Here is a 26,171-nt window from a genome sequence, read left to right on the forward strand (position 1 = left end):
CACACCACGCCTCCCTCACGAATCGACGAGAGGACCCCTCGGGTGCCACCACTGCGCCGGCCGGACCAACGCTCCGCCAACCCCGTGATCCCCGGCTTCCACCCCGACCCCAGCGTCTGCCGCGTCGGCGACGACTACTACCTGGCCTGCTCCAGCTTCGAGTACTTCCCCGGCGTGCCCCTCTTCCACAGCCGCGACCTGGTGCACTGGACGCAGATCGGCAACGCCCTGGACCGGCCGGACCAACTGCGTCTGCCCACCTCCGTGCCGTCCTCCGGCGGGATCTACGCCCCCACCCTGCGCCACCACGACGGCCGCTTCTGGTTGATCGTCACCAACTGCAGCGAGGGCGGCGGCAACCTGATCGTCACGGCCACCGACCCCGCCGGACCGTGGTCGGACCCCGTCTGGGCGCCGGGCGTCCCCGGCATCGATCCCGACCTGGCCTGGGAGGAGGACGGCACCTGCTGGTGCACGGTCGCCGGGGTCTCGCAGGTCCGTCTCGACCCGTCCACCGGACAGACGTACGGAACACCGCACCGGCTCTGGTCCGGCGGGCCCGGCGCCAAGGCCCCGGAGGCGCCGCACCTGTACCGGATCGGCGACTACTGGTACCTCCTCATCGCCGAGGGCGGCACCGAGCGCGGCCACGGTGTCTCGATCGCCCGCGGCCGTACGCCTGCCGGCCCGTTCGAACCGTGCCCGGCCAACCCGGTCCTCACCCACCGCGGCACCGACCACCCCGTCCAGAACACCGGGCACGCCGACCTCGTGCAGGCGCCCGACGGCTCCTGGTGGATGGTGCTGCTCGGCGTCCGACCCGGCGGCGGCACGCCGGGCTGGCACGTGCTCGGCCGGGAGACCTTCCTGGCCCCCGTGACCTGGGTGGACGAATGGCCGGTCGTCGGCGAGGTCGCCCTGGACCTGCCCGAGCTCCCGTGGCCGCTCTCCCCCGGCCCCGTCGAGGAGCAGCGGGACGACTTCGACCTCGCCGAACTGCGACCGTCCTGGATCTCCCTGCGTGACCGGCCGGCCGAACACTGCACCACCAAGGAACGGCCCGGCTGGCTGACCCTCCGCGCGCGGGGAGGCTCCCTGGACGAGCCCGACGTGGTGTTCACCGGCCGGCGCCAGCAGCACCTCGCGTGCCGGGCGCGCACCCTGGTCGATGCCGCGGAGGGGGACGGCGGCCTCGCCGTCCGGCTCGACGAGCGGCACCACTACGCGATCGAGGTGTCCGGCACGGAGGTACGAGCCATCGCGCGCGTCGGCTCCCTGCGCACGGTCGTGGCCACGCGGTCCGTGTCCGCCGGGCCGGTGGTCCTCGCCGTCACGATCACGGAACCTCCGGCTCCGCACGGACCGTGCACGGGACCCGACGTCGTCTCCCTCGGTGTCGAGCAGCCCGACGGCACGTTCACAGAGCTCGCGGCCCTCGACGGCCGCTACCTGTCGACCGAGGTCGCCGGCGGCTTCACGGGCCGGGTCATCGGCATGTACGCCACGGAAGGCACCGTCCACTTCGACTGGTTCGACTACGAGCCCCTCGACGGCTGAACGGAGCCGCCTTCCCTCTGCCGACAGGACACAAGACGGTCCGCCGTGCCGGGGGCGGCAACGCCGGCCAGACCGACCGGACTCCGTACCAGGACCTCATCGAAGCGCTTCAACGAAAGGTATGGACAACACACCAGGCCGGGGCTAGGGTCGGCATACATGTGACGCGGGAATAATTCGCTCGCATGATCGAAGCGCTTCATGAGGCTGGGAGAGCTGGATGGTAACCCTCGCCGAGGTCGCCCGGCACGCCGGAGTGTCGGCGAGTACGGTGAGCTATGTCCTCAGCGGCAAGCGTCCCATCTCCGCGGCCACCCGGCTGCAGGTCGAGCAGAGCATCCGCGAGCTGGGATACCACCCCAACGCGGGCGCGCGGGCCCTGGCCAGCAGCAGGTCGAACATCATCGCGCTGATGGTTCCCCTGCGCACCGACATGTACGTGCCGGTGATGATGGAGATCGCCATCGCGGTCGCCACGACGGCCCGGACGCACGGGTACGACGTACTGCTGCTGACCGGCGAGGAGGGCCCCGAAGCCGTCCGCCGCGTCACCGGCAGCGGGCTCGCCGACGCGATGATCCTCATGGACGTCGAACTCGAGGACGAGCGGTTGCCGTTGCTGCGCGGCACCGACCAGCCGTCCGTGCTGATCGGGCTGCCCGCCGACACCTCAGGACTGACCTGCGTCGACCTCGACTTCAGGGCGACCGGTGCGTTGTGCGTCGAGCATCTGGCGATGCTCGGCCATCGCGACATCGCCGTCATCGGCGAGGCCCCCGCGGTCTACGAACGCCACACCGGCTTCGCCGAGCGCACCCTCGCCGGACTCCGTTCCCGGGCACGGGAGCTGGGCATCAGGGTGTTGCACCGGCCGTGCGGCGGCGGCTACGACGCGATAGCCGCCGTCCTCACCCGCATCCTCGACGAGCGCCCGGGCACCTCCGGGTTCGTCGTGCAGAACGAGCAGGCGGTCGAGCCCCTGCTCGCCCTGCTGCGCCGGCAGGGCCGCGCCGTCCCTGAGGACGTGTCGGTGGTCGCGATCTGCCCGGAACAGGTGGCCGTCCAGGCCTCGGTGCGGCTGACGTCGGTCTCCATCCCCGCGCAGGAGATGGGCCGGCAGGCGGTGGAGCGTCTGGTCGCCAAGATCGACGGTCGCTGCACCGATGAGGTCTTGCTGATCGCACCCGAGTTGACGGTACGGGCGAGTACCGGATCGGCGCCCTGACCCATGGACCGGTGAGACGTACGGGGGCGGTGCGACGGTGACGGCCGGCACCTCGCTGGACCTCTCCCGCTGTTCCTGCGGGACGGAGACGGCCGCCTGGAGCGGAGCATCAGTATCGGAGGGGGCCGGACGGTGGAGGCCTTCCGTCCCCCTTCCGCATGTCCGGTCAACTCCCGTTCACCACACGCGAGTTCAACAGGATAGATTGGCCGGGTGTCCTCACCTCCGCTCGCCCTCGTCCTCGCCGATCTCCTGATGCGCCCGGCCTTCGGCTCCCGACGCGACCCCGGCCGGGTCTTCGACAGCATCGCCGCGGCCGCCGGGGAGGCACCCGGTGACCGCCAGTTCGTCGACGACTTCCGGTCGCTGCTTGCCTGGTGGGCGAAGGCCGACCGGCTCACCCCGGTCGGCTGGCAGTCGGCGCGGACGCATGTGCGCCGGCATCTCACCAACCGGGCCCGCGTCCGGCGGCTGATCGCCGAGCATCCGGAGATCGAGCGGGAGCCGATCGAGAAGCCGGTGTTCGTCGTGGGACTGCCGCGCACGGCCACCACCGTCACGCACTCCGTGCTGTCGATCTCGGACGAGCACCGCTGTCCCCTGCTCTGGGAACTGCTCACGCCCGACCTGGACCTGCCACCCCGGCAACGACGGAAGGCGATCACCGCCGGGCGCCGGCTGGTCCAGGGCGCCGACCTCTTCGCGCCGCGCTTCCGCGGCATCCACGCGATGGCCGCCGAGGGGCCCGAGGAATGCACGTTCGCCCTCCCGCACGCCCTGATGCCGTTCTCCCAGGCCCGTATCCCCGAGTACCAGGACTGGCACTGCGAGCGGGACTTCGTCCCCGACTACCGGTATCTCAAGCAGGTCTACCAGGTCCTGCAGTACGGCCGCCCACGGCGGCGCTGGATGCTGAAGTCCCCCATGCACCTGGAGAACCTGGCCGCACTGCACACGGTCTTCCCCGACGCCACGATCGTGTGGTGCCACCGCGATCCGGTCACCGTCGTGGCGTCCTTCTGCTCTCTGGTCGAGCACGGCATGGCCATCAGCACCCGTCCGCTCGACCTGGAGGGCATCGGCGCCACCTGGCTCGGCCTGCTGAGCCGTGCCATGACACGTGGCCTCGCGGCCCGGTCCGGCATCCCGTCGGAGCAGTTGGTGGACGCCCCGTACTCCTGGCTCGGGTCCGACCCCGCCACCGGTGCCCCCAAGCTCTACGCGGCCGTCGGTGCCCCTTGGACGGAGGCGGACGCGGCCCGGCTCCCCGCGGCCGTCGCCCGCCCCAAGGGCGCCCGCAAGCACACCTACGACCTGAGCCGCTACGGCCTGAGCCGCTCCGACGTCGAGTCGGCATTCGCGGACTACAACACACTGCGGGCCGAGGTCGACCCCGCCTGAGGAGAGCGCGGGACCGACCCCGGCCCTGATGTCGGGTCGGCCGCCGTTGACGGCCGGGGTGTGGGAACGACCCGCCCTGCGTTCGGATCACCGAGCACAAGGGCGCCGTGACGGCCGGCGCCGCTCAGGAAGCCGTCCTCCCGACGGGCGGCCGGGGTGGCTTCCAGGTGCCGTGGACGGGCCCGTCGACAGCGGTCACGGCCGGAGCACCGCCACGCCGTAGCGGCCGAGGGTGACCCGGTCGGTGACGGACGTGCCCGTGAGGAGATCGTGGTGGGTGCCGGGCACCTCGACGGTCACCGGTTCGCGGCCGTGGTTGAGCACGAACAGCGCCTCGCCCCGGCGGACGGCCTCGACCTGCTCGGGGAGGCCGTCGAGCACCGGCCGGACGCCCGCGGCGGAGGCGATCCGGGCCAGCAGGTCGCGCAGCGCCTCCGGTTCGGGGAGCGTGGAGACGTACCAGGCCCGGCCCTTGCGCAGGACGGCGGGCAGTCCGTCGAGTTCGCCGCCCTTGTACGGCACGGTCTCGTCGGCGGAACCGTCGGCCTCCAGCTCCTCCGACCACAGGGACGCCGTGAAGCCCTCGCAGGTGACGGTCTCCCCCGCGTCCAGCGGCCACCACTCGTGCAGGGTGCGGATGCCGAACAGCTCGCGCAGCCGGGGATCCATGCCGCCGGCGCGGACCCGGTCGTCCTCGTCGGCGACGCCGGTCTGGAAGCCGCAGACGAGGGTGCCGCCCCTGCGGACATGGGCGAGGAGCCGGTCGATCGCCGCGTCGGTGAGAGCGTAGAGCTGCGGCACGACGACCACGGAGTACGGCGTCAGGTCGTGCTCGGGGTGGGCGAAGTCGGTGGTGAGGTGCGCCTGCCAGAGGGCTCGGTGCCAGGCGCGCAGGACGTCCGGGTAGTCCACCTGCCCTGACAGGCGGCCGTCCTGGGCACCGGCCCACCAGGAGTCCCAGTCGTGCAGGATCGCGATGTCCGCGGTGATGGTCCGGCCGGCCGTCCCGGCGGCGATCCGCTCCAGCTCCGCGCCGAGCCGCTTGACCTCCTGGTACGTCCGGCCCTCCTCCCCGGCGTGGCTGACCATGCCGGAGTGGAACTTCTCCGCGCCCTGCCGGGACTGCCGCCACTGGAAGTAGCAGACGGCGTCGGCACCCCGGGCCACGGCCTGCAGGGACCAGAGCCGGTTGAGGCCCCGGGGCTTGGGGTGGTTCACTCCCCGCCAGTTGACGGGCCCGGCGGCCTGCTCCATGAGCATCCACGGCCCGCGCGCCTGGGAGCGGGTCATGTCCTGGACGAGGGCGCCGCTCTGGGCGCCCAGCGGGTCGCGCGGATCCGGGTAGATGTCGACGGAGACCACGTCCTCCTCCTCGGCCCAGCGCCAGGCGTCCTGGCCCGTCCACAGCGGCATGAAGTTGGTGGTGACCGGGATGTCCGGGGTGTGGCGGCGGACGATGTCCCGCTCGGCGGCGTAGCACTCCAGGAGCATGTCGGAGGTGAAGCGCCTGAAGTCGAGGACCTGGGTGGGGTTGCGCAGGTAGTGGGGCAGGCGGGGCGGCAGGATGCCGTCCCAGGTGTCGTAACCCTGGCTCCAGAAGGCGGTGCCCCAGGCCTCGTTGAGGGCGGTCAGGGTGCCGTACCTCTCGCGCAGCCAGCGGCGGAAGGCCGCCGCGGCCTCGTCGCCGTAGTCGAAGGTGCAGTACTCGTTGTTGATGTGCCACATCGTCAGCGCCGGGTGGCCGGCGTAGCGGGCGGCGAGGTCCTCGGTGATGGCGGCGGCGTAGCGCCGATAGGTGGCGCTGGAGGGCGAGAAGTGCTGCCGGCCGCCCCACCATTCGGTGCGGCCGTCCTCGGTGACGGGCAGGGTGTCCGGGTGGAGTCGGCCCATCCAGGGCGGGGGCGAGGCGGTCGGGGTGGCGAGGACGACGCCGATGCCGTTGTCGTGCATCAGGTCCATCACCGTGTCGAGCCGGCCGAACTCCCGGGCGCCCGGCTCCGGTTCCAGCGTCGACCAGGAGAAGACGCCGAGGGTGACCGAGTTGACCCCGGCCGCTTTCATCAGCCGTACGTCCTCGTGCCAGGTCTCCTCGGGCCACTGCTCCGGGTTGTAGTCGCCGCCGAAGAGGAGGCGGCCGCGGGTCGCATCGCTCAGGCCGGGCATCAGACGGGCTCCCCGTACTGCACGCCGCGCCCGTTGGTGCCGAGGTAGACCCGGCCGTACACGCGCGGATCGCCGGTGACGACCCGGCCGATCCAGCCCCACTGGTGCTGGTCGTCGTTGATCCGCACCCAGCTCCTCGCCTCGTCGTCGGAGCGGTGGACGGCGTTGAAACCGTCGGTCGCGCCGACCATGTAGATCGCCGGGTAGGTGGCGCCCGGGGCGGCCTTGCCGAAGCCCAGGGTGTGCGAGGACCGGCAGCTGCCGACCCTGGTGAAGGTGGCGCCGCCGTCGGTGGAGCGGTACAGCCCGGCCTCCTTCGCGCTGAGCCACAGGTCACCGGAGCGTCCCGGTGCCGCGGTCAGCTGGAACTGCGCGTCGCCCGAGGGCAGGCCGGTGGCCGTGACGGTGAAGGTCAGGCCGCTGTCGGTGCTGGCGTGGACCGCGCCGGCGGTCGTGTCGTAGGCGTAGAAGCGCGTCGGGTCCGCGGGGTCCGCGACCAGGACGGCACCCTTCGGGACGGAGGTGGCCTCGGACCAGGTGGCGCCGTTGTCCGTCGAGCGGTACGCCGGGTTGACGGTGCCGTTCGAGGACCCGAGGGACCACAGGAGCACACTGCCGTCGGCGTTGGTGACGATCGGGCCGGGCGCGTCCTTGGCGGCGGCCGGCTGTGACGCGAAGGGCGACCAGCTCTGTCCGCCGTCGTTCGACCAGGCGCCGTTGGCGCTCCCGCTCCAGCCGGTGCGCACGACGTACGAGGGTCGGGCCGCGGCCTGGGCGAGCCCCGTCGTCGAACCGAACACGGGGTTCGACGCCATGCCGCGCGAGGGGGATGCCGTGAGCGACTCGTGGTACATCACGCCGATGTCGCCGTTGCCGCTGATCAGATGCGCCTCTCCGACCGGCGGCGAGATCAGGTGGAGGACGGCGGTCTCCTCCAGGCCGCGGATCTGCGGTGCCCAGTGCCTGAGGTCGCGCGTGCCGTACAGGGTCGCGCCGGTGCCGTAGACGACGTGCCGGGAGTCGAACGGATCGAGGCCGAGGGCCTGGATCCACCAGCCGAACTTGGGCTTGTCCTCGCCCCACTTGAGGTAGGGGGTCTCGGAGACGTCGAGGACGGCCTCGTCCTTCAGGGACGTCCAGGTGCGGCCGCCGTCGGTGGAACGGAAGACGGTGTCGATCTCGGACCAGCGGTTGTTGGTGGACACGACCAGCGTCCCGGGCCGGCGGGCGTCGACGGCGACGCCGCCGTAGCCGAAGGCGTCGGTGCCGCCGTCGCCCGTCACCCCGCCGGGCTTCACGGGCGTGACCTCGGTCCACTTCCCGTTCGTCGTCGACAGCTTGTGCACGCTGCCGTCGGACTGGCCGTTGGGGCCGGGGGCGTTGGCGTACGTCACGTACAGCTCGCGGGTGAGGCGATCGTAGGCGGCCCGGATCGGCACCCTGGCGGCGGTGCCGGTCGGCTGTCCGGGGACGGGCTCCCAGGTCCTTCCGTCGGACGTGCGGTACAGGTTGGGGTGGTCGGCGGTGCCGTCGGAGTCGCCCCAGCCGGCGTAAACGGTACGGCCCGCGGCGACCAGGAGGGTGATGCCCTGGCCGGTGGCGCTCGGGGTGGCCGGGAAGTCCGCGGGCTGCCAAGTCGCGCCTCGGTCGGTCGACTTGAGCAGCCCGTCGTGCCGGGTGCCGAGCCACAGCGTGTCGCAGTCCCGCGGGTCGACCAGGAGCCGTTCACCGCATCCGCGCCCGTCCTCGTTGGCCCCGAGCTTCACGGTGAGGTCCGTGCGCTCCCAGGTGGCGCCCCGGTCCTCGGACCGCAGCACGGCGCCGTTGCCGGCCCAGGGCTGCGTGTACGTGCCCAGGGCCAGGTACAGCCGGTTCCGGTGGGCCGGGTCGACGGCCATGGCCTCGACGCCGAGGAGGTTCCAGTCGTCCCAGCCGAGGTGGTCGGTCAGCGGGATCCAGCGGTCGGTGCGGTCGTCCCAGCGGTAGGCACCCCCGATGTCGGTCCTGGCGTAGGCGAGCCCTCGTACCGACGGGTGGAACAGCACACCGCTGATGAATCCGGTGCCGCCCATGGCGACGCCGCGCCACCGGTAGCCGCTCTCGGCGACGGACGAGGGGGCGGCAACGGCCCGCGCCTGCCCCGAAACCGCGGGCAGGGAGACGACCGCGGCGGCGGCAGCGGAACCGGCGAGAACGGAGCGCCTGCTGAGGTGGAACGTGCTCATGACATACCTTCCTGACGAAAGGGGGAGATCGAGCGGGGATCAGGGGCGCGGGGCCGTGTCGGTGTGCGGCTCCGTCGCGCGGGCGCGACCAGAGGGCGTCAGCCCTTGACGGCGCCCGTGAGCATGCCCTTCTTGAAGTGCCGCTGGACGAACGGGGAGGCCACCGCGACCGGGATCAGCGCGAGGACCATGACGGCCATCTGCAGTCCCAGGGAGGAGAGTTGGCCGGTGCGGACCGCCTGCTGGAGGCCGGTCGGTGCCTCGGTGTTCTTCTGGACCAGCTGGATGAGCACGTTCTGCAGCGGCATCATCTCCTGGTCGCTGAGGTAGATGGACGCGTTGAACCAGGCGCTCCAGTACCCGACGGCGTAGAACAGCGAGATGACGGCCAGCACCGCGCGCGACAGCGGCATGATGATGGTCAGCAGGATGCGTATCTCACTGGCCCCGTCGATGCGGGCGGACTCGGTGAGTTCGGGTGAGATCCCCATGAAGAAGGCCCGCAGGACGAGGATGTTGAAGACACTGACGGCACTCGGCAGGATCAGCGACAGATAGGTGTCGGTGAGGCCCAGCGACTGCACCAGAAGGTATGTCGGAATGAGGCCGGCCCCGAAGAACATGGTCGCCATGATGGCCATCAGGAAGAACCGATGGCCCAGACTCCCCGGCCGCGACAGGCCGTAGGCCGCAAGGACCGACACCGCCATCGAGAACAGCGTGCCGAAGAGCGTGACACCGACCGAGACCATGATCGCCCGGCTGACCTGGCCACCGCTGAGCAGTTCCGTGTAGTTGACGAAGGTGATGCCCTCGGGGATCACGACGAGGCCGCCTGCCCGGTCGATCACGGGTTTGGGTGAGAGGCTGGTGACGATCACGATCCACAGCGGGCCGAGCACCCCCAGGCAGCAGAGCACGAGGAAGCCGCCCTTGGCGGTGAGTCCCGCCTTGCTCGGCGGCTCCTCCCACACAGGGCGGGCGGGAGCCTTGAGGCTGCGGACGAGCTGCGTGTTGAGGCTCACTTCTTGTACACCCCCTGCTCGCCCAGCAGGTGCGCGAACTTGTTCGCGCCCAGGACGAGACAGACTCCGATGAGTCCCTTGGCCAGGCCGACCGCGGCCGCGTAGCTGAAGTCGCCGTTCTGGATGCCCATGTTCCACACGTAGGTGTCGAGGACCTCGCTGGCCCCCGCGCCGACCGCGTACCGCTGGAGCAGGAACTGCTCGAACCCGACGCTCAGCGCGTCGCCCACCCTGAGGACGAGGAGCAGGGCGATCACCGGGCGCAGCGCGGGCAGCGTGACGTGCCACATGCGTCGCCAGCGCCCCGCTCCGTCCATGGCGGCGGCCTCGTACAGGTCGGTGCTGACGGCGGACAGCGCCGCGAGGAAGACGATGATCCCCCAGCCGGCGTCCTTCCACACGGCCTGCGCGGTGACCAGGTACTTGAAGAGGTCCGCGTCGGTCATCAGGTCGAAGCCGCTCCACCCGTGCTTCTCGAGGGTCTGCGCGATGATGCCCGCGCCGCCGAGGACCTGCTGGAACACGGTGACCACGAGGACCCACGAGAAGAAGTGCGGCAGATACATGATCGCCTGTGCCACGGCCCGCACCCGGGGCCGGATCACGCTGTTGATGACCAGCGCGAGGGCGATGGGGACGGGGAAGAACAGCACCAGTTGGAGCACGAACAGGACAATGGTGTTCTTCGCGGCGCTCCAGAACAGAGGGTCGTCGAGCATCCGCGAGAACTGCTCCACGCCCACCCACGGGCTGTGGAAGATCGCCGTGACGCCGTTGCTGGAGACGTACGGGTCGTACTCCTGGAAGGCGACGACGTTGCCGAGCAGCGGGACGTAGTTGAAGAGCAGAAGCAGCCCGATGACGGGCAAGGTCATCAGGATGAGCGGGCGGTCGCGGCGCCACCGGACCCGCAAGGGGACCTTGCCCGCCTTGCCGGCCCTGCGCGGCACTCTCTCCTTCACGGTGGCCGCGGTGACCCCGGCCCCCGGCTCTTCGACGGCCGCGACGGGACGCGTCCCGTCGGGCCTGCTCCCGGCCGTGACGGACATCAGTTGCCGCTGCCGTTCTTGTCGAGGAGCTCCTTGTACCAGTCGCGCAGCTTGTCGCCGCCGGAGGACTTCCAGGTGGAGATGGCCTGCTGGATGTCGGAGAGCTTCTTGTTGCCGCGCACGAAGTCGATCTCCAGCTGCTCGAACTGGCTGGAGAGGGTGGCGTATCGGGTCGGCTCGACGATGTTCATGCCGTAGGTGGACGTCTTCTTGACGAAGGCGCCCTGCCGCTGCTGCCACTCGACCTGCATGCGGGTGATGTCGGGGAGGTCGGGGTGGGCGGTGTAGGGAGCCGGGGCCGCCAGCAGCACCCAGGCGTTGTTCACCTCCTGGATACCCCGGTCGTTCTTGACCGGGGCGCCGTTCTCGACGGTGTAGTGGGTGCCCTCGACGCCGTAGTCGACGAACATCCGCTCCTTGGTGCCGTAGGGTGCCGCCGCGAAGTTGGCGGCGGCCAGCGCGTTCTCGACGATCTCCTTCGAGGCGTCCTTGCGGATCATCGACCAGATGGCGGCGGGCTGGCCGGCGTACAGCGTCGGGCTGCCGCCGTCGGCGCCGAAGTAGTCCATGCCGTGGGTCTCGAACTCCGGGTTGGACCGGGCCTGTTCGGCGGTCTGGCCGTACCAGGAGGACATGTCGTTGTTGTAGACCAGGATCTGCCCGGAGGTGAACCGCTGGCTCGGGTCGCCCGTGATCGCCTTGTCGTCGGGATGGACGACGCCCGCGGCGAACAGCTTGCGGACCCACTCCAGGTGTTCGAGGTACTCGGGGTGCTCGATGCGGTACGTCAGTTTGCCGTCGTCCCCGATGTTCCAGCCGAGCGACCCGGCGGGGAGGACACCGAAGATGCCTGCCGCCGACCACCTCATGTCGCCACAGGCCCACACCTTGGCCTTGGCGCTGGTGGCCTCCTTGGCCCAGCTGAGGAACTCGTCGGCCGACTTGGGAACGGTGTAGCCCTTCTTGTCGAAGACGTCCTTGCGGTAGAAGGGGACGATGCCGGGCACGGCGGCCGCGGGCATCGGAATTCCGCGGAGCGCGCCACCGAAGATGCTCATGCGCCAGGAGTCGGTCGGGATCGCGGCCAGGTTCGGGTACTTCTTGACCTTGTCGCCCGCCAGGTAGGGACCGAGGTCCATGAACTTCGCGGTGACCGCGCTCGAGATCTTGCCGACCAGCTCCCAGTTCGGCACGACCACCATGTCGGGTATGGAGCTGGAGGCGAGAACGGCACCGAGCTTCTCACCGTAGGTCATGCCGTTCTGGTTCTGCCAGGTGATCTTGGTGCCCGCCGCGGCGTCGAGCGCCGTGTAGTACGCGCAGTCGGGCTTCGGCGGGGTGCCCCAGAGCGGGGCCATGATCTCGAGGGGAGCGCCGGTGCCGAGCTTGGTCGGGACCGAGGAGGCGAGGGTCGCGAGGTCGACCTTGCTGGTGTAGCCCGCCGACGAGCCGTTCTTCGACGGAATGTCCGGCTGGGCGACCGTACTGGCGACATAGGTCGGCAGCAGCTTGTCCGCGTCCTTGCCCGACGTGGCGCCCTCTCGCGACCCGCCGCTCTCCGCATCACTGCAGGCGGTGAGGAGCGGCATTCCCCCGGCCACCGCTGCGGTGACGACCGCCGCGGAGGCGAGGAAGCTTCTCCGGCTCAGTCCGGAGGAGGCGGCATTCGGCGTCATTGCGTCAACCCTTCGTGGCACACCTGGACACCCGGCGGTGGGCTGTCGGCTGCGGTGTCGTGACTGGAACTGGCTGAGCTGAAAGCGGACATCCGACCACTGCGGCGCGATGCGCAGTCGAAGCGCTTCGATGTTGCAGTGAGGTTAAGTGAACACCCATGGACGCACAAGAGTTGCTTCCAAGATTCCCCCGAGGGACGGGAGTCGACTCGTGGCCACCCTCTGCCCGCCCTGGTTGATGCGACGGTGCTGGTCTCTTGACACTTGCCCTGGGGTCTGATGGGCATCGAAGCGCTTCAAGCGTGCCCGCCGCTCCACCTCAAGGGGATCCCACGTGTCCGCCCACACGCCGCACACACCACTGCCTTTCCGCGATCGGCAGCTGCCTTTCGCGAAGCGCGTCGACGACCTCCTGTCGCGGCTCACCCTCGACGAGGAGATCGGACTCCTGCACCAGTTCGCGCCCGCCGTGGAGCGGCTCGGCGTCGCCGCGTTCCGCACCGGCCAGGAGGCCCTGCACGGCGTGGCCCGGATGGGGCCGGCCACCGTCCTCCCGCAGGCGGTGGGCCTGGGTGCGACCTGGAACACGGATCTCGTACGACAGGTCGGCGAGGCGGTGTCCAAAGAGGTCCGCGCGTTGCGCGCCCCCGACGACCGCGTGGGCCTGCACGTCTGGTCCCCGACCGTGAACCTGCTGCGCCACCCTCTGTGGGGCCGCAACGAGGAGGGCTACTCGGAGGACCCGAAGCTCACCTCGGCCATCGCCACCGCCTGCACGCGCGGCCTGCGCGGCGAGCACCCGACGTACTGGCGCACCGCGCCCGTCCTCCAGCACCGGCCGGCCCACAACAACGAGACGGGCCGCGACGTCACGTCCTCCTCGGTCCGCCCGCGCGTCCTGCACGCATACGACCCGCGCGCCTTCCGCGAGACGGTCGAGGCGGGCGCCGTGGCCGGTGTGATGCCGGCGTACAACCTGGCCAACGGCCGCCCGGACCACGTCTCGCCCCATCTGCGCGAGCACCTGCGCCCCTGGACCGACGAGGATCTCCTCGTCTGCTCGGACGCGGGCGCGCCCTCCCACCTGGTCGACTCCGAGCACTGCTTCGACACCCACGAGGAGGCGACGGCCGCCGCGCTCCTTGCCGGTGTCGACAGCTTCACCGACCACGGCACCGGCAGCTCGAAGATCATCGCCCGGGTCCGCGGCGCCCTGGAGCAGGGGCTGCTGACCGAGTCGGACGTCGACGCGGCGGTCCGCCGCCGGCTCTCGGTCCGTTTCCGCCTCGGCGAGTTCGACCCCGAGCACGACCCGCACGCGCTCACCACGGCCTTCGACACCCCGGACCACCGGGCCCTCGCGCAGGAGGCGGCCGAGCAGGCGGTCGCGCTGCTCAAGAACAGCGGTGGTCTGCTGCCGCTCCCGCCCGGCACCCGGCTCGCGGTGGTCGGCCTGCTCGCCGACGAGTGCAAGCTCGACTGGTACAGCGGCACGCTCCTGCACCGCTGCACGCCGCCGGCGGGCCTGTCCGAGCGGTTCGGCCCGGAGCGCGTGCGGTGCGCGGAGGGCGTGGACCGGATCCTGCTGAAGACCTCGGCCGGAACCTTCCTGCACGTCCCCGAGGCGGACGCCGACGACGAGGTGCGCGGCGCCGAAGGCGCCCTCGACCCGGCCCTGCTCGCGGGCCGGACGGGCCTCCCCCCGCTCACCACCGGGGCGACCGGCACCGTGCTCTCCCTCGTCGACTGGGGCGAGGGCGTGCTGACCCTGCGTGCCCCCGACGGTCGCTATCTCTCCGTCGCCGAGGACGGCCGTGTCCGAGCCTCCGCCGACCAGCCCGGAGGCTGGTTCGTCCAGGAGACGTTCCGACTGGAACCGCACGAGAACGGCCACCTCCTTCGGCACATCGGTACGGGTCGCCCCCTCTCTGTCGCCGCCGACGGCCTGAAGGTTGCCGACGGGAACGGGGAGATCTTCGAGGTCGTCGTCGAGAGCGGCGAGGAAGCGGTGAACCGGGTCGCCTCGCAGGCGGACGTGGTGGTGGTCGCGGGCAACGATCCGCACATCAACGGACGCGGGACCGAGGACCGTACGACCCTCGCTCTCCCCGCCCACCAGGAGCACCTCCTGCGGGCGGCCCGCACGGCCAACCCGAACACGGTGCTGGCGCTGGTCTCGGCGTACCCGCACGCGGTCGACCACGCGGTCGACCACGCGGAGGTGCCGGCGCTGCTGTGGACGGCCCACGGCGGCCAGGCGGCCGGCAGCGCCCTGGCCCGGATCCTGGCCGGCGACGTCTCCCCCGCCGGACGTACCTCTACTTCGAGGGCACGCCTCTCTTCCCGTTCGGCCACGGCCTGTCGTACGCGTCCTTCTCCTACGAAGGCCTCACGACTCACGTCGAGGACGGGACACTGCATGTGTCCTTCACGGTCGCCGACACCGGTGCTGTCGTCGCGGACGAGGTCGCCCAGCTCTACAGCCGGGCCATGGAGCCGTCGGTGCCACGCCCCCGCAGGGAACTGGCCGCGCACCGGTGTGCGACGCTCGCACCCGGCGAGGTCACGGAGATCACCTTCCGGGTGCCGAGGCCGGCCTTCGCGTTCTGGGACGTCAGCGGGTGGCCCGGGCCATCAACCTCGACGGCGAGCCGTCCCTTCCCCGGCCGGTCATGGTGCGCGGCCTGGACGCGGTGGACTTCGACGACCAGAGCGACACGGAGATCGCGGACCGCGCGAAGACGTCGGCTGACTCCGTCGCCCCTGTGACCGGCCTGAGGGGCGAGCTGGTGTTCCGTGCCTGCGACTTCGGAGAGGGTGCCGCCGGGATCACGGTGGAGGCCGCGGGTGAGGGCACGGTCGAACTCTCGCTGGGTGACGGTCCGGTACTGGCGGTGCTCACACTGTCCCCGGTTGCGGCCGTGCCCTATGACTACGCCACGGTGAGCGCCCCGTCGTCGTGGCGGCCGGTGTGCACGACGTCCGCCTCGGACTGCGTGGCCCGGTGCGACTCGCGCGCGTCGCCTTAGCCGCCTGAGGTCCCCATCGCCCCCGTGCAGGGGAGTCGCCCCGGAGGAGTCCGGCACCGGAAGGCTTCGGTGCCGGGGCGGCGGAACGTCACCGGTCCTCCGTGGCGGCTCCCGGTGCGGCGGCGGGGACACGGACGTCCCAGGCACCGAGCCGCATCGGCGTACCGGCCGGTACCACGCTGCCGTCCAGGGGGTCGGTCAGGTCCACCGGGGGCCTGGGCGGTGGCGGGCTGCCGGTTCCGGTTCCGAACGAGGACGAGGACGACATGGACGCGTCGGCTGTCGAGGACGCTGCCCGCGCCGTGACGGTGGCGGCGGGTGGTGACGGCGGGCCGGCGCCCGAAGAGCGGGGATACTCGGCCGGGACGCCGGTCGGGACGCCGGTGTCCTCGACGGCCAGGCCCTCCACCCGATGGGTGGCCCGCGCCGCCCGGCAGCTGGAGCGGGCCGTCCGGTGCGGTGCGGCAGGTCGGCGTGCAGGTTGCCGAACTCGTCGTACCGGGCGCCCGCCACCCGAACCAGTCGCGCTGGTGTCACCTCACGGCGCCGCCCGCCCCACGGCCGCCGTAGTCGGCGCCGGGACCGAGGACGCGGTGGCCGCCCGCCTCCGCGTAGGCGCCGAGCCAGTCGGGCATCCCGTCGTCCGCCCCGTACAGCGAGGGAGCGATGAGCACGGGTGCTGCTCGGCAGCCGGCTCCGGTGCGGCCCCTGGGCGTTCGCCGCGGAGCCCGCGGAGCCCACGGACGGCGGCAGCAGCTCTCTGGTGACTCACGGCAGCAGCCCCTCGACAGATCATCGAAGCGCTTCACTTGATGACGCAAGGTAGTGAGGAACTTCTGCCGAAACAAGAGGGACCGTGACAGGGGGGCCTTCTTTCTCACCAGGCATTGACACCACATCTAAGGTGATGACAGCGTCGAAGCGCTTCACCTATCGATGTCTCTCAGCTCGTGAGGTGTCCCTCCCGTGGGTTCTGCTTCCCAGCCCGCCGCCTGCCGGTGGCCGTTCCGCGCTCCCGTGGGACCCGCGCGTCGACCACCTGATGCAACGCCTCGCACTCGACGAGCGGATCGCTCCGCCGATCGGCTCCGGCACCAACGGCCTCGGGCGTGGGCGCCCGTGGTGAATCCGCCGCGCGATCCGCACGGGGGGGCACAACGAGGACGGTTACTCCGAGGTCCCGCACACTCATCGGCCGACGACGGCCAGGTGCCGGGGCCTTGGTTGCGAGGGCCCGCCCCTGGAGCACGTCGCATACCTGCGTCGGCACAGCCACGTCCCTGGTCGCAGGCTCGGTGGTGCCACGGGCGACACCGCCCTGCGCGGCGGACTCGGTGTCGACGGGTACCGGTTCTCGATCGCCTGGCCCCGCTCCGAGGACCGGGCCGCACCGCGCCGGGCCGAGGCCCTCCCCCTCGGGGTCCGGACCGAGCCGCTCCTCGCCGGAGGCCACCCCGCGCACGAGGACGACATCCTGGCCCCGACGGCCTGGTGCACGACCCGGACCGGATCGCCCACCCGGTCGACCACCTCACCGCCGTCGCGGATGCCGTCGCGGCCGGGATGGACGCTTACCCGAACGCCCAAGGACAGCTACCACTGGTACCGGGGCCTGATCACCGCGCACCGCGCGCGGGCGGAGGAAACTGCCCGATGAAGTTCACCGACGGCTACTGGCTGATGCGCCCGGGAGTGACCGCGCGCCACGCCACCGAGGTCGCGGACGTCCGGGCCGGCGAGCACCGGATGACCCTGTACGCGTCCGTGAAGCACGTGACCGATCGCGGTCACACGCTCAACAGCGCGCTGCTGACGGTCGAGTGCTGGTCGCCGGCCGAGGGCGTGATCGGGGTGCGTACCACCCACCACGCCGGCTCGGTGCGGCCCGGACCGGAGTTCGCACTGCCCGGCGCGCAACCGGATGTGGGAAAGGTGCGCAGGGACGGCGACGTCGTCGAACTCGCCTCCGGCGGACTGGCCCTGCGGGTGGACACCGCACGTCCGTGGTGCCTGGAGTTCACCGCCGAGGGGCAGGTGCTGACCTCCGCAGGGGAGCGGGGGACCGGCTTCGTCACCGACGCCGAAGGCCGCCACCACATGGTGGGCCGGCTCTCCCTGGGAGTGGGCGAACTCGTCTACGGCCTCGGGGAGCGCTTCACCCCGTTCGTCAAGAACGGGCAGTCCGTGGACATCTGGCAGGCGGACGGCGGCACCAGCAGCGAACAGGCCTACAAGAACGTCCCCTTCCACCTGACGAACCGCGGCTACGGTGTCTTCGTCAGCCACCCCGGCAAGGTGAGTTACGAGGTCGGCTCCGAGTCCGTCGGCCAGGTCCAGTTCAGCGTCGAGGACCACACCCTGGAGTACTTCGTCATCCACGGCCCCACCCCCAAGCAGGTCCTGGAGCGCTACACGGCCCTCACCGGTCGCCCCGCACTGCCGCCCGCCTGGGCGCTCGGCCTGTGGCTGACGACCTCCTTCACCACCGACTACGACGAGGCCACCGTCAACCGCTTCGTCGACGGCATGGCCGAACGCGGCATCCCGCTCAGCGTGTTCCACTTCGACTGCTTCTGGATGCGCGCCTACCAGTGGTGCGACTTCGACTGGGACCCCGCCACCTTCCCCGACCCGGCCGGCATGCTGAACCGCCTCAAGGAGCGGGGGTTGCGGATCTCCGCCTGGATCAACCCCTACATCGCGCAGAAGTCGGCGCTCTTCGAGGAGGGCATGCGCGAGGGCCACCTGGTGCGCCGCCCGGACGGCAGCGTGTGGCAGTGGGACCTGTGGCAGCCCGGCATGGCCCTGGTCGACTTCACGAACCCCGCAGCCCGTGCCTGGTACACCGGCAAGCTCCGCACCCTCCTCGACACGGGTGTGGACTGCTTCAAGACCGACTTCGGCGAACGCGTCCCCACCGACGTCGTCTGGCACGACGGCTCCGACCCGGAACGGATGCACAACTACTACACCCACCTGTACAACCAGGCCGTGTTCGAGCTGCTGCGCGAGGTACGCGGCGAGGACGAGGCGCTGCTCTTCGCCCGCTCCGCCACCGCCGGCGGCCAGCAGTACCCGGTGCACTGGGGAGGCGACTGCGAGTCCCACTTCAACGCCATGGCCGAGTCCCTGCGTGGCGGGCTCTCCCTCGGCCTGTCCGGCTTCGGTTTCTGGAGCCACGACATCGGCGGCTTCGAGGGCACCCCGACCCCCACCGTCTTCAAGCGCTGGGTGCAGTTCGGGCTGCTCTCCTCGCACAGCCGCCTGCACGGCAGCAAGTCCTACCGCGTGCCGTGGGACTACGGCGACGAGGCCGTCGAGGTCACCCGCGCCTTCACCCTCCTCAAGCACCGCCTCGCCCCCTACCTGCAGCACGCCGCCCAACAGGCCCACACCACCGGCGTCCCCGTCATGCGGGCCATGGTCCTGGAGTTCCCCGACGACCCGGCCGCCGCCACACTCGACCGGCAGTACCTCCTCGGCGACGACCTGCTCGTCGCCCCCGTCTTCACCGACGACGGCACGGTCGACCACTACGTGCCCGAGGGGACGTGGACCAACGTCCTGACCGGAGCCCAGGTCACCGGCCCGCGATGGGTGCGCGAACGGCACGACTTCCACACCCTGCCGCTGCTCGCCCGCCCCGACTCCGTCATCCCGCTCGCCGCGGACGACCAGCACCCCGTCTCCGCCTGGGCGGACGGCGTCGAACTGCGGGTCCACGCCTTCGCGGACGGGGCGGAGCGCACCGTCGTGATCCCGCGCACGGACGGCCCCGGCGAGACCGCCCGCTTTCACGTACGCCGCACGGGCGACCGCCTCCACGTGACCACCGACAGCCCGCATCCCTGGCAGCTGCGCGTCGGCGGCCCCGACGGCGCCCTGCACACCGCCCCCGCCGGCACCCGGGAGACGGAGGTCCCCTACCCGTCCTGACCCCGACAGTCGGGGTGGGGTCCCTGCGGACCCCACCCTGGACGCGGTTCCCCGCCGAAGCCGTCGATGCCCACCGAATGCTTTACGCCGACATGGAGTTCATCGTCCTCTCGGTGTCGTCGAGTGCGCCACGTGGGACAAGGCCGCCGACCGCCTGACCCGCCCGGCCGAGGCGGCGGCACGCCGTGAACCGGGCGCGATCACGGCACGCCTGCACTCCCTGGCACCCGAGGACGGCCGTTTCGGACACCCGGCCGCCCAACTGGTCCCACTCGCCTTCGGCGACGACCCCGGCCCGGACAACGACCTCATCGCCGGCCGCACAGAGGCGGGCGGAAGCCTCGACTTCGGCCCAGCCTTCCCACGCCGGCCGGCCTACCAGCTCCACCTGCGCCTGCTGCCGGTCGTCGAGTGCGGGCCCCGCGGCTTCGGTCCCGCGCACCTCGCGTCCTGCCGCCGCACGCCACACGGTCTGTTCGCCTGAGGCAGAGCAGCTCCCCGGGCCGATTTCCCTCCCCTCATGGGACGGATCGCACGTCCCGCGCCACGACGTCGCCGACGTTCACCGCCCGCGCCTCACCATCGCGCAGGCCGCATCCCGTCATCATGACGATCTCCGGCGGAAGATCCTCGTCGGCGACCGGTGGAGGTGTGCAAGGAGTTCGAAGGACGCTCGCCCAGCAGCTCCCCGGCAGCGGGACCGCCCGATGGGGTGCACCCTCGTCGCCCGAGCCCGCTCCGGACCACGGACAACCTGGCGCGGCATATCGCCAGCGGCGTTTCGGCCACCCGCGCCACCGACCGGTGCCGCTGTGCCGCACGGATCGATGCACACCACACGAACGGGTTCTCACCTGCTTCCTGGGGTCGAACGCCGTCCGAATCACGTGTGCTCGCTTCGCCGCCCCATGCCGTTGAGTTGTTCGACATCCCCCACTCGCCCCCGGAGACCACGATGCAGTCTTTCTCCCCTCTTCCTTCCCCGGCCGATGAGCCCCGGCCCGGACCCGTCCCGGTCTCCGCGCCGGACGGCGTGATCGTGCCGATGAACGCCTCCGCGATCATCCACGACGGAGCGGGCCGGTACCTGCTGCATCTGCGGGACGCCGACAAGCCCGACATCTGGGAGCCGGGGTGCTGGTCACTGCTCGGCGGCGGCCGGGAACCGCAGGACCGCACCCTGCTCGACACGGTCGTCCGCGAGCTCCGGGAGGAGGCCGACCTCACGGTCGCCGACCTGGAGCCGTACGCGGTCGAGCACGTCACCGGCACTGACGGCGCCCGCGTGTCGATCCAGCTGTTCAGTGCCCGATGGAACGGCGACCCGGACCGACTGCCGCTGACCGAGGGCGTCATGCTCGCCTGGGTACGGCCAGAGAAGTTCCCTCGCATGAGGATGCTCCAGTCGACCAGGACGCTGCTGGAGCGGCACGCCGCCGAGCACCCCGCTCCCGCCGAAAGTCCGGTGGCGGTCGCAGGGCCCGTGTCGGCGGAGACACCGTCCGGGACGGTGCTGAACGTGGTCGGCGTCCACCTCTATCTGGAACGAGACGGCCGGGTCCTGCTGGGGCTGCGGCACCCGGACTCGGCGTACGCCGGCGGCTCCTGGCACGTACTGGCGGGCCACTGCGAGGCGGAGGCCGCGACCGTGTGCCTCGTGCGGGAGGCGTACGAGGAGGCCGGGCTGGTGATCGATCCGGCCGACGTCGAGCTCGTCCACACCGTGCACATGAGAGACCGGCCCGCGGACCCGCCCCGGATCCAGCTCTACTTCCGCGCCCGCGGCTGGGAGGGCGCACCGGAGCTTCGGGAGCCGGACAAGTGTGTCCGGTGGGAGTGGTGGAGCGCCGAGGGCCTGCCCGATCCGATCGTCCCCTACACCCGTGCCGCGATCGAGGGCATCCGGGCGGGACGCGCTTATACGGAGCTGGGGTGGGGGTGTTGACCGGGTTCGGTGCGGTGGGCGCCTCGTGCACCGCCGGTTCCGACAGGCCGCGGGGCCGCCTGCGTCGCGACTCGGCCGGACACCGGCCTCGGATCCCTCCCCTTCGCCGGGGAGCTGCTCGGCGCCCTGTGCCGTCATGGCCTGCTGACGTATCCGGACGAGCCCGGTGAGGCGGTCGCCCGCCTGGCCATCGGCGTACGCGAAGCCCTGACCGCCATGCCCACCTCCGCTCCCACGAAGGACGACCCTCATGTCCCTTGCCCTCCGCACAGCGACAAGCGGCCTGCGCGCCGTCATGGTCGACCGCCTCATCTCCGCGGGCGTCCTGACCGCCCTCTGCTGCGGGACACCTTGCTCCACGTGCGCCGCGAGGTGCTGCTGCCGCACGCCTATGTGCGGGTCAGCGGCCTTCATCTCCTCAGCGCACGGAACCGGCACCGCTCGATTCCCGTGCTGGTCCCGTGCTGACTTCGCCCTACCCCCCGCCGAGAAACCGCAGGTCCTAGCCCTGCCCGAATGAGTTGTCGTACCACTCGACGGTGGTGTCGATCAGGCTCGCTCCGACGATGCGGCCGATGCCGCCTCTCGGCTGGGTGGTGGTGTCAGACATGGGTTCACCGGTTTCACGAACGGACGGGACGGGAGTGGAACGCGAAGGGGGGTGTGCGGGGAGCGGAAGTGACGGGGCGGGGAACGAAGGTGACGGGGCGGGGGCGCCCGGTCAGCCGGCGGTCCAGCCGCCGTCGAGCGGCAGGGAGGTCCCCGTCAGGTAGCCGGAGTGGGGGCCGCAGAGCCACAGGACGGCGGCGGCGACCTCCTCGGTCTCCAGGAGCCGTTTGACGGGCGAGCGGGCCAGCATCACGTCGGACAGGACGTCGCCCTCGCTGATGCCGTGGGCGGCGGCCTGGTCGCGGACCTGGCCCTCGACCAGGGGGGTACGGACGTAGCCGGGGTTCACGCAGTTGCTGGTGACGCCGTGCGGGGCGCCTTCGATCGCGGCGACCTTGCTCAGCCCCTCCAGGGCGTGCTTGGCGGCGACGTAGGCGGACTTGTAGGCGCTGGCCCGCAGGCCGTGGACGCTGGAGACGTTGACGATCCGGCCCCAGCCTCGGGCGTACATGTGCGGCAGCGTCCTGCGCATCAGCAGGAACGGGGCGGTGACCATCACCTTCTGGATCAGCTCGAACCGGTCCGGCGGGAACTCCGTGAGCGGGGCGACGTGCTGGAGTCCGGCGTTGTTGACGAGGACGTCGACCTCCGTCGGAAGGCGTTCGATCGCTTCTCCGTCGGCGAGGTCGGCCACGTGCGCCCGGCCTCCGGCCTCTTCCGCCACCGCGTTCGCCGCCGCGCCGTCCCGGTCGACCACGTGGACCTCGGCCCCCGCCCGGGCCAGGGTGAGCACGCAGGCCCGGCCGATGCCGCTGCCGCCGCCCGTCACCAGAGCGGTGCGCCCGCTCAGGTCGGTGGCGCCGGCGGGTGACGGCAGCCGGTCCGGGGTGGGAAATGTGTTCGTCATGGCCGGAAACAGTAGGGAGACCGGGAGGTCTGTCCCATGGATGGATCCACCACAAAGAGCGGTGGATCCGTGGCGTGGAGCACCATAGGTCTACGGCGTGCGGGGGCGAGGAGGCGAGGACCGGGCGGCTGCGGGTCAGGGCCGGGTGGCCGCGTCCTTCTCCGTGTCCAGGGAGCACGCGTTGGCCAGGGTCGCGGGGTCCTGGCCGCCGGGCAGGGCGACGGTGCCCGAGGCGGGCGGCCGGTGTCCTGCCGTGAGCCAGTCCTCCAGGGCCGCGAAGGCGGTGCGGTGGCACGGGGTGAGCGGCCGGAGCCTGTCCGGGAACGCGTCGACGAGGGAGTCGGTGTGGGTGCCGCCCTCGATGCGGTAGTAGCGGTGCAGCGGGCCGCGGCCCGCGTCGCGCACCATCCGCGCGTAGACGTCGGAGTCCCGGCCGATGGGCAGCAGGGCGTCGAGGGTGCCGTGCAGGGTCAGCAGGGGTTTGCCGATGCGTCCGGTCAGCGCGATCTTCTCGACGGCCCGCCGGACCTCGTCGGGCCGGGCTGCGTAGTCGTAGTCGGCGTCGCAGCCGGGCGTGCCCGGGGCGCAGTACGGCGTGCCCGCCTCCACCGCCCCGTCGTAGCCGGGGTCCAGCTCCTCGCGGTAGATGCGCTGGGTGAGGTCCCAGTAGACCTTGTGGTGGTACGGCCACAGGAACTCCGACCCGGCCGGGAATCCGGCGGCGTGCATCTCCTCCCGTGCCGCCTCGGCGCCCTCTCCGCCCGCCGCGTACACGGGGTAGGCGCGCATCGCCCTCGGCAGGAAGTCGAGCAGGGTGGGGCCGTCCGCGCGCCAGAGGGTGCCCTCCCAGTCGACTCCGCCGTCGTAGAGCTCGGGGTGGTTCTCCAGCTGCCAGCGCACCAGGTAGCCGCCGTTGGACATGCCGGTGACGAGGGTGCGGGCCGGCGGGCGGTGGTAGCGCTGGGCGAGCGTGGCGCGGGCGGCACGGGTGAGCTGGGTGAGCCGGTCGTTCCACTCGGCGATGGCGTCGCCCGGGGTCTTCCCGTCGCGGTGGAAGGCGAGCCCGGTGTTGCCCTTGTCGGTGGCGGCGTACGCGTACCCCTGGGCGAGCACCCAGTCGGCGATGGCCCGGTCGTTGGCGTACTGCTCCCGGTTGCCGGGGGTGCCGGCGACGACCAGGCCTCCGTTCCAGCGGTCGGGCAGGCGGAGGACGAACTGGGCGTCGTGGTTCCAGCCGTGGTTGGTGTTGGTGGTGGAGGTGTCGGGGAAGTAGCCGTCGATCTGGATGCCGGGGACGCCGCTGGGGACGGCCAGGTCCTTGGGGGTGAGCCCCGCCCAGTCGGCGGGGTCGGTGTGGCCGGAGGCGACCGTGCCGGCCGTGGTGAGTTCGTCGAGGCAGGCGGTCCGCTGGTGTGCGGCGCCCGGTACGCGGAGGTGGGCCAGGCCGGCGCAGTGCCCTGTGGGGGCGGACGGTGACGCCGTCGCGGGGGCGGTGGTGAGGGCGAGGGTGAGGGCGGCCAGGGCGAGTGCCGCGGGGGCGCTCCGCCGCCGGCGGCGGGGTGAGGGACGGAGGGTGGGAGGGCGCATCGGTGTGCCTCCGGGGTTCGTGGACGGGGACCCGCGGGAGGCTATGGCGCCGGCCGGCCGTCGGACATGGCTGTGCGGCCCACCATCCGTGCTTCTTCGACGGGTTGGGCCACCATCCCGCCGGATGGCCGGAACATATGGCTGGAACCTGCCGTCCGGCCGCTGCGGAGGCAGTGGTCATCGCCATGCCGGTGGGGGGTGCTGTGGGGATGACAGCCATGGTTGCGCCCGTCGCCCGCTGCCTAGGCTCCGTGCTCGTCGCTGGTACCGGCACCGGCTCTGACCAGCACGGTCATCCGGCTGCCCGAGGGAAGGGATCCGTATGGGTCTGGACAAGACGGTCGCGAGTGCGGCGGAGGCGGTGTCCGACGTCCCCGACGGGGCCTCGCTCGCCGTGGGCGGCTTCGGGCTCTGCGGAATCCCGGGGACGCTGATCGACGCGCTGTGGCAGCGCGGGGTGGAGGGTCTGAGGATCGTCTCGAACAACTGCGGGGTGGACGACTGGGGCCTCGGGCTCCTGCTCGCCGCGGGACAGATCGCCCGGATGACGAGCTCGTACGTGGGCGAGAACAAGGAGTTCGCCCGCCAGTACCTGAGCGGGGAGCTGGAGGTCGAGCTGGTCCCGCAGGGCACGCTGGCCGAGCGGCTGCGGGCCGGCGGGGCGGGCATCCCCGCCTTCTACACCCCGGCGGGCACCGGTACCCAGGTCGGCGAGGGCGGCCTGCCGTGGAGGTACGCGTCCGGGGGAGGCTCGGTCGCCGTGGCGTCCCCGCCGAAGGAGATCCGGGAGTTCGGCGGGCGGCCGTATCTGCTGGAGGAGGGCATCACCACCGACTTCGCCCTGATCCGTGCGACCGTCGGCGACCGGCACGGCAATCTCGTCTTCCGTTCCTCGGCCCGCAACTTCAACCCGCCGGCCGCGATGGCCGGACGGATCACCGTCGCCGAGGTCGACCACCTCGTCGAACCGGGCGAGCTCGACCCCGACGAGATCCACCTGCCCGGTGTCTTCGTCCAGCGCGTGGTCCGGGTCACGCCCGGCGACCCCGCCGCCGAGCGGCGCGTCGAGCGCCGTACCGTCCGACAGGAAGGCGACGCCTGATGGCCCTCACCCGCGAGCAGATGGCGGCCCGTGCCGCCCTGGAGCTGACCGACGGCAGTTACGTCAACCTCGGCATCGGGCTCCCGACGCTCGTCCCCAACCACCTCCCGCCCGGCGTCGAGGTCGTGCTCCAGTCCGAGAACGGCATCCTCGGCGTGGGCCCGTACCCGACCGAGGAGGAACTCGACGCCGACCTCGTCAACGCCGGCAAGGAGACCGTCACCACCCTTCCCGGCGCCTCGTTCTTCGACTCCGCCCTCTCCTTCGGCATGATCCGCGGCGGCCACATCGACACCGCCGTCCTCGGCGCCATGCAGGTCTCCGCCGCGGGCGACCTCGCGAACTGGATGATCCCCGGCAAGATGGTCAAAGGCATGGGCGGTGCCATGGACCTCGTCCACGGCGCCGGACGGGTCGTCGTCCTCATGGAGCACACCGCCAAGGACGGCACTCCCAAGATCGTCCCGGAGTGCACCCTGCCGCTGACCGGCCGGGCCTGTGTCCACCGGATCATCACGGACCTCGCCGTCCTCGACGTCACCGACCGGGGGCTGGTCCTGGTCGAGACGGCGCCCGGCGTCACCGTCGAGGAGGTCGTCGCGGCCACCGCGGCGCCGCTGCACGTGCCCCGGGCGGCCGGTCCGGCGGCATAAGGCTCTGCCTCCAGAAGGGCTCCGTCTCCGGAGAGAAGAACCGCCGCCGCAGGGCCGGTGAGCGTTCCGAAAGGTTTCGGGA

Annotated in this window: 16 protein-coding genes and 1 pseudogene; 8 read left to right on the top strand and 9 right to left on the bottom strand. The window is 71.5% G+C overall.

The annotated features are described in order from the left end of the window. Positions 1–42: 42 nt before the first annotated feature. From QK442_RS31510 to QK442_RS31520, 3 genes are all read left to right on the top strand, one after another. A complete protein-coding gene (locus QK442_RS31510; RefSeq protein ID WP_282697511.1) occupies positions 43–1,557 on the top strand; it encodes a glycoside hydrolase family 43 protein in 1,515 nt (504 codons plus the stop codon). A gap of 220 nt (positions 1,558–1,777) precedes the next feature. Continuing rightward, positions 1,778–2,782: a LacI family DNA-binding transcriptional regulator gene (locus tag QK442_RS31515; RefSeq protein WP_282697512.1), complete on the top strand. Its 1,005-nt coding sequence runs from the start codon at positions 1,778–1,780 to the stop codon at positions 2,780–2,782. A gap of 213 nt (positions 2,783–2,995) precedes the next feature. Beyond that, positions 2,996–4,183: a sulfotransferase gene (locus QK442_RS31520; RefSeq protein WP_282697513.1), complete on the top strand. Its 1,188-nt coding sequence runs from the start codon at positions 2,996–2,998 to the stop codon at positions 4,181–4,183. Between the two features lie 195 nt (positions 4,184–4,378). Here QK442_RS31520 and QK442_RS31525 read toward each other — a convergent pair whose 3' ends face one another. The 5 genes from QK442_RS31525 to QK442_RS31545 form a co-directional block, all read right to left on the bottom strand. Beyond that, on the bottom strand, positions 4,379–6,346 hold the full coding sequence (locus QK442_RS31525) for a beta-galactosidase (protein WP_282697514.1): 1,968 nt from the start codon (positions 6,344–6,346) through the stop codon (positions 4,379–4,381). Beyond that, on the bottom strand, positions 6,346–8,571 hold the full coding sequence (locus QK442_RS31530) for a 1,4-beta-glucanase (RefSeq protein WP_282697515.1): 2,226 nt from the start codon (positions 8,569–8,571) through the stop codon (positions 6,346–6,348). Before QK442_RS31530 ends, QK442_RS31525 begins: the two co-directional genes overlap by 1 nt. 98 nt (positions 8,572–8,669) lie before the next feature. Further along, the gene (locus QK442_RS31535; RefSeq protein ID WP_282697516.1) at positions 8,670–9,596 is read right to left on the bottom strand and encodes a carbohydrate ABC transporter permease; all 927 of its coding nucleotides are present in this window, start codon (positions 9,594–9,596) and stop codon (positions 8,670–8,672) included. Continuing rightward, positions 9,593–10,645: an ABC transporter permease subunit gene (locus tag QK442_RS31540; RefSeq protein ID WP_282697517.1), complete on the bottom strand. Its 1,053-nt coding sequence runs from the start codon at positions 10,643–10,645 to the stop codon at positions 9,593–9,595. The genes QK442_RS31535 and QK442_RS31540 overlap by 4 nt, the downstream gene beginning before the upstream one ends. Beyond that, complete coding sequence (locus tag QK442_RS31545) at positions 10,645–12,321, bottom strand: extracellular solute-binding protein (protein WP_282697518.1); 1,677 nt, start codon at positions 12,319–12,321, stop codon at positions 10,645–10,647. Before QK442_RS31545 ends, QK442_RS31540 begins: the two co-directional genes overlap by 1 nt. A 334-nt stretch (positions 12,322–12,655) precedes the next feature. On the opposite strand from QK442_RS31545, the pseudogene QK442_RS31550 reads away from it, so the two are divergent. Then, positions 12,656–15,358 (top strand): annotated as a pseudogene (locus QK442_RS31550) (glycoside hydrolase family 3 C-terminal domain-containing protein). A gap of 525 nt (positions 15,359–15,883) precedes the next feature. On the opposite strand, the gene QK442_RS31555 reads toward QK442_RS31550, so the two are convergent. After that, complete coding sequence (locus QK442_RS31555; RefSeq protein ID WP_282697519.1) at positions 15,884–16,024, bottom strand: hypothetical protein; 141 nt, start codon at positions 16,022–16,024, stop codon at positions 15,884–15,886. A gap of 979 nt (positions 16,025–17,003) precedes the next feature. Between QK442_RS31555 and yicI the strand changes: the two genes are divergently transcribed. Then, entirely contained in the window at positions 17,004–19,286 is a 2,283-nt protein-coding gene (gene yicI, locus QK442_RS31560; protein WP_282697520.1) for an alpha-xylosidase, read from the top strand. A gap of 82 nt (positions 19,287–19,368) precedes the next feature. Here yicI and QK442_RS31565 read toward each other — a convergent pair whose 3' ends face one another. Then, the gene (locus QK442_RS31565) at positions 19,369–19,728 is read right to left on the bottom strand and encodes a hypothetical protein (protein ID WP_282697521.1); all 360 of its coding nucleotides are present in this window, start codon (positions 19,726–19,728) and stop codon (positions 19,369–19,371) included. Between the two features lie 513 nt (positions 19,729–20,241). Here QK442_RS31565 and QK442_RS31570 point away from each other — a divergent pair. Further along, on the top strand, positions 20,242–21,231 hold the full coding sequence (locus QK442_RS31570; protein WP_282697522.1) for an NUDIX domain-containing protein: 990 nt from the start codon (positions 20,242–20,244) through the stop codon (positions 21,229–21,231). Positions 21,232–21,952: 721 nt separating this feature from the next. On the opposite strand, the gene QK442_RS31575 is transcribed toward QK442_RS31570, so the two are convergent. Both QK442_RS31575 and QK442_RS31580 read right to left on the bottom strand, forming a co-directional pair. Then, positions 21,953–22,747 carry a 3-hydroxybutyrate dehydrogenase gene (locus tag QK442_RS31575; RefSeq protein WP_282697523.1) on the bottom strand — a complete coding sequence of 265 codons (795 nt, stop codon included), beginning with the start codon at positions 22,745–22,747 and terminating at the stop codon, positions 21,953–21,955. A 135-nt stretch (positions 22,748–22,882) separates the two neighbouring features. Further along, the gene (locus QK442_RS31580) at positions 22,883–24,334 is read right to left on the bottom strand and encodes a tannase/feruloyl esterase family alpha/beta hydrolase (RefSeq protein ID WP_282697524.1); all 1,452 of its coding nucleotides are present in this window, start codon (positions 24,332–24,334) and stop codon (positions 22,883–22,885) included. Positions 24,335–24,656: 322 nt separating this feature from the next. Here QK442_RS31580 and QK442_RS31585 point away from each other — a divergent pair, with 322 nt between their 5' ends. Then, on the top strand, positions 24,657–25,436 hold the full coding sequence (locus QK442_RS31585) for a CoA transferase subunit A (RefSeq protein ID WP_282697525.1): 780 nt from the start codon (positions 24,657–24,659) through the stop codon (positions 25,434–25,436). Further along, positions 25,436–26,089 carry a CoA transferase subunit B gene (locus QK442_RS31590; RefSeq protein WP_282697526.1) on the top strand — a complete coding sequence of 218 codons (654 nt, stop codon included), beginning with the start codon at positions 25,436–25,438 and terminating at the stop codon, positions 26,087–26,089. The genes QK442_RS31585 and QK442_RS31590 overlap by 1 nt, the downstream gene beginning before the upstream one ends. Positions 26,090–26,171 lie beyond the last annotated feature (82 nt).

This window comes from Streptomyces sp. CC208A (assembly GCF_030010625.1).
Taxonomy (GTDB): Bacteria; Actinomycetota; Actinomycetes; order Streptomycetales; family Streptomycetaceae; genus Streptomyces.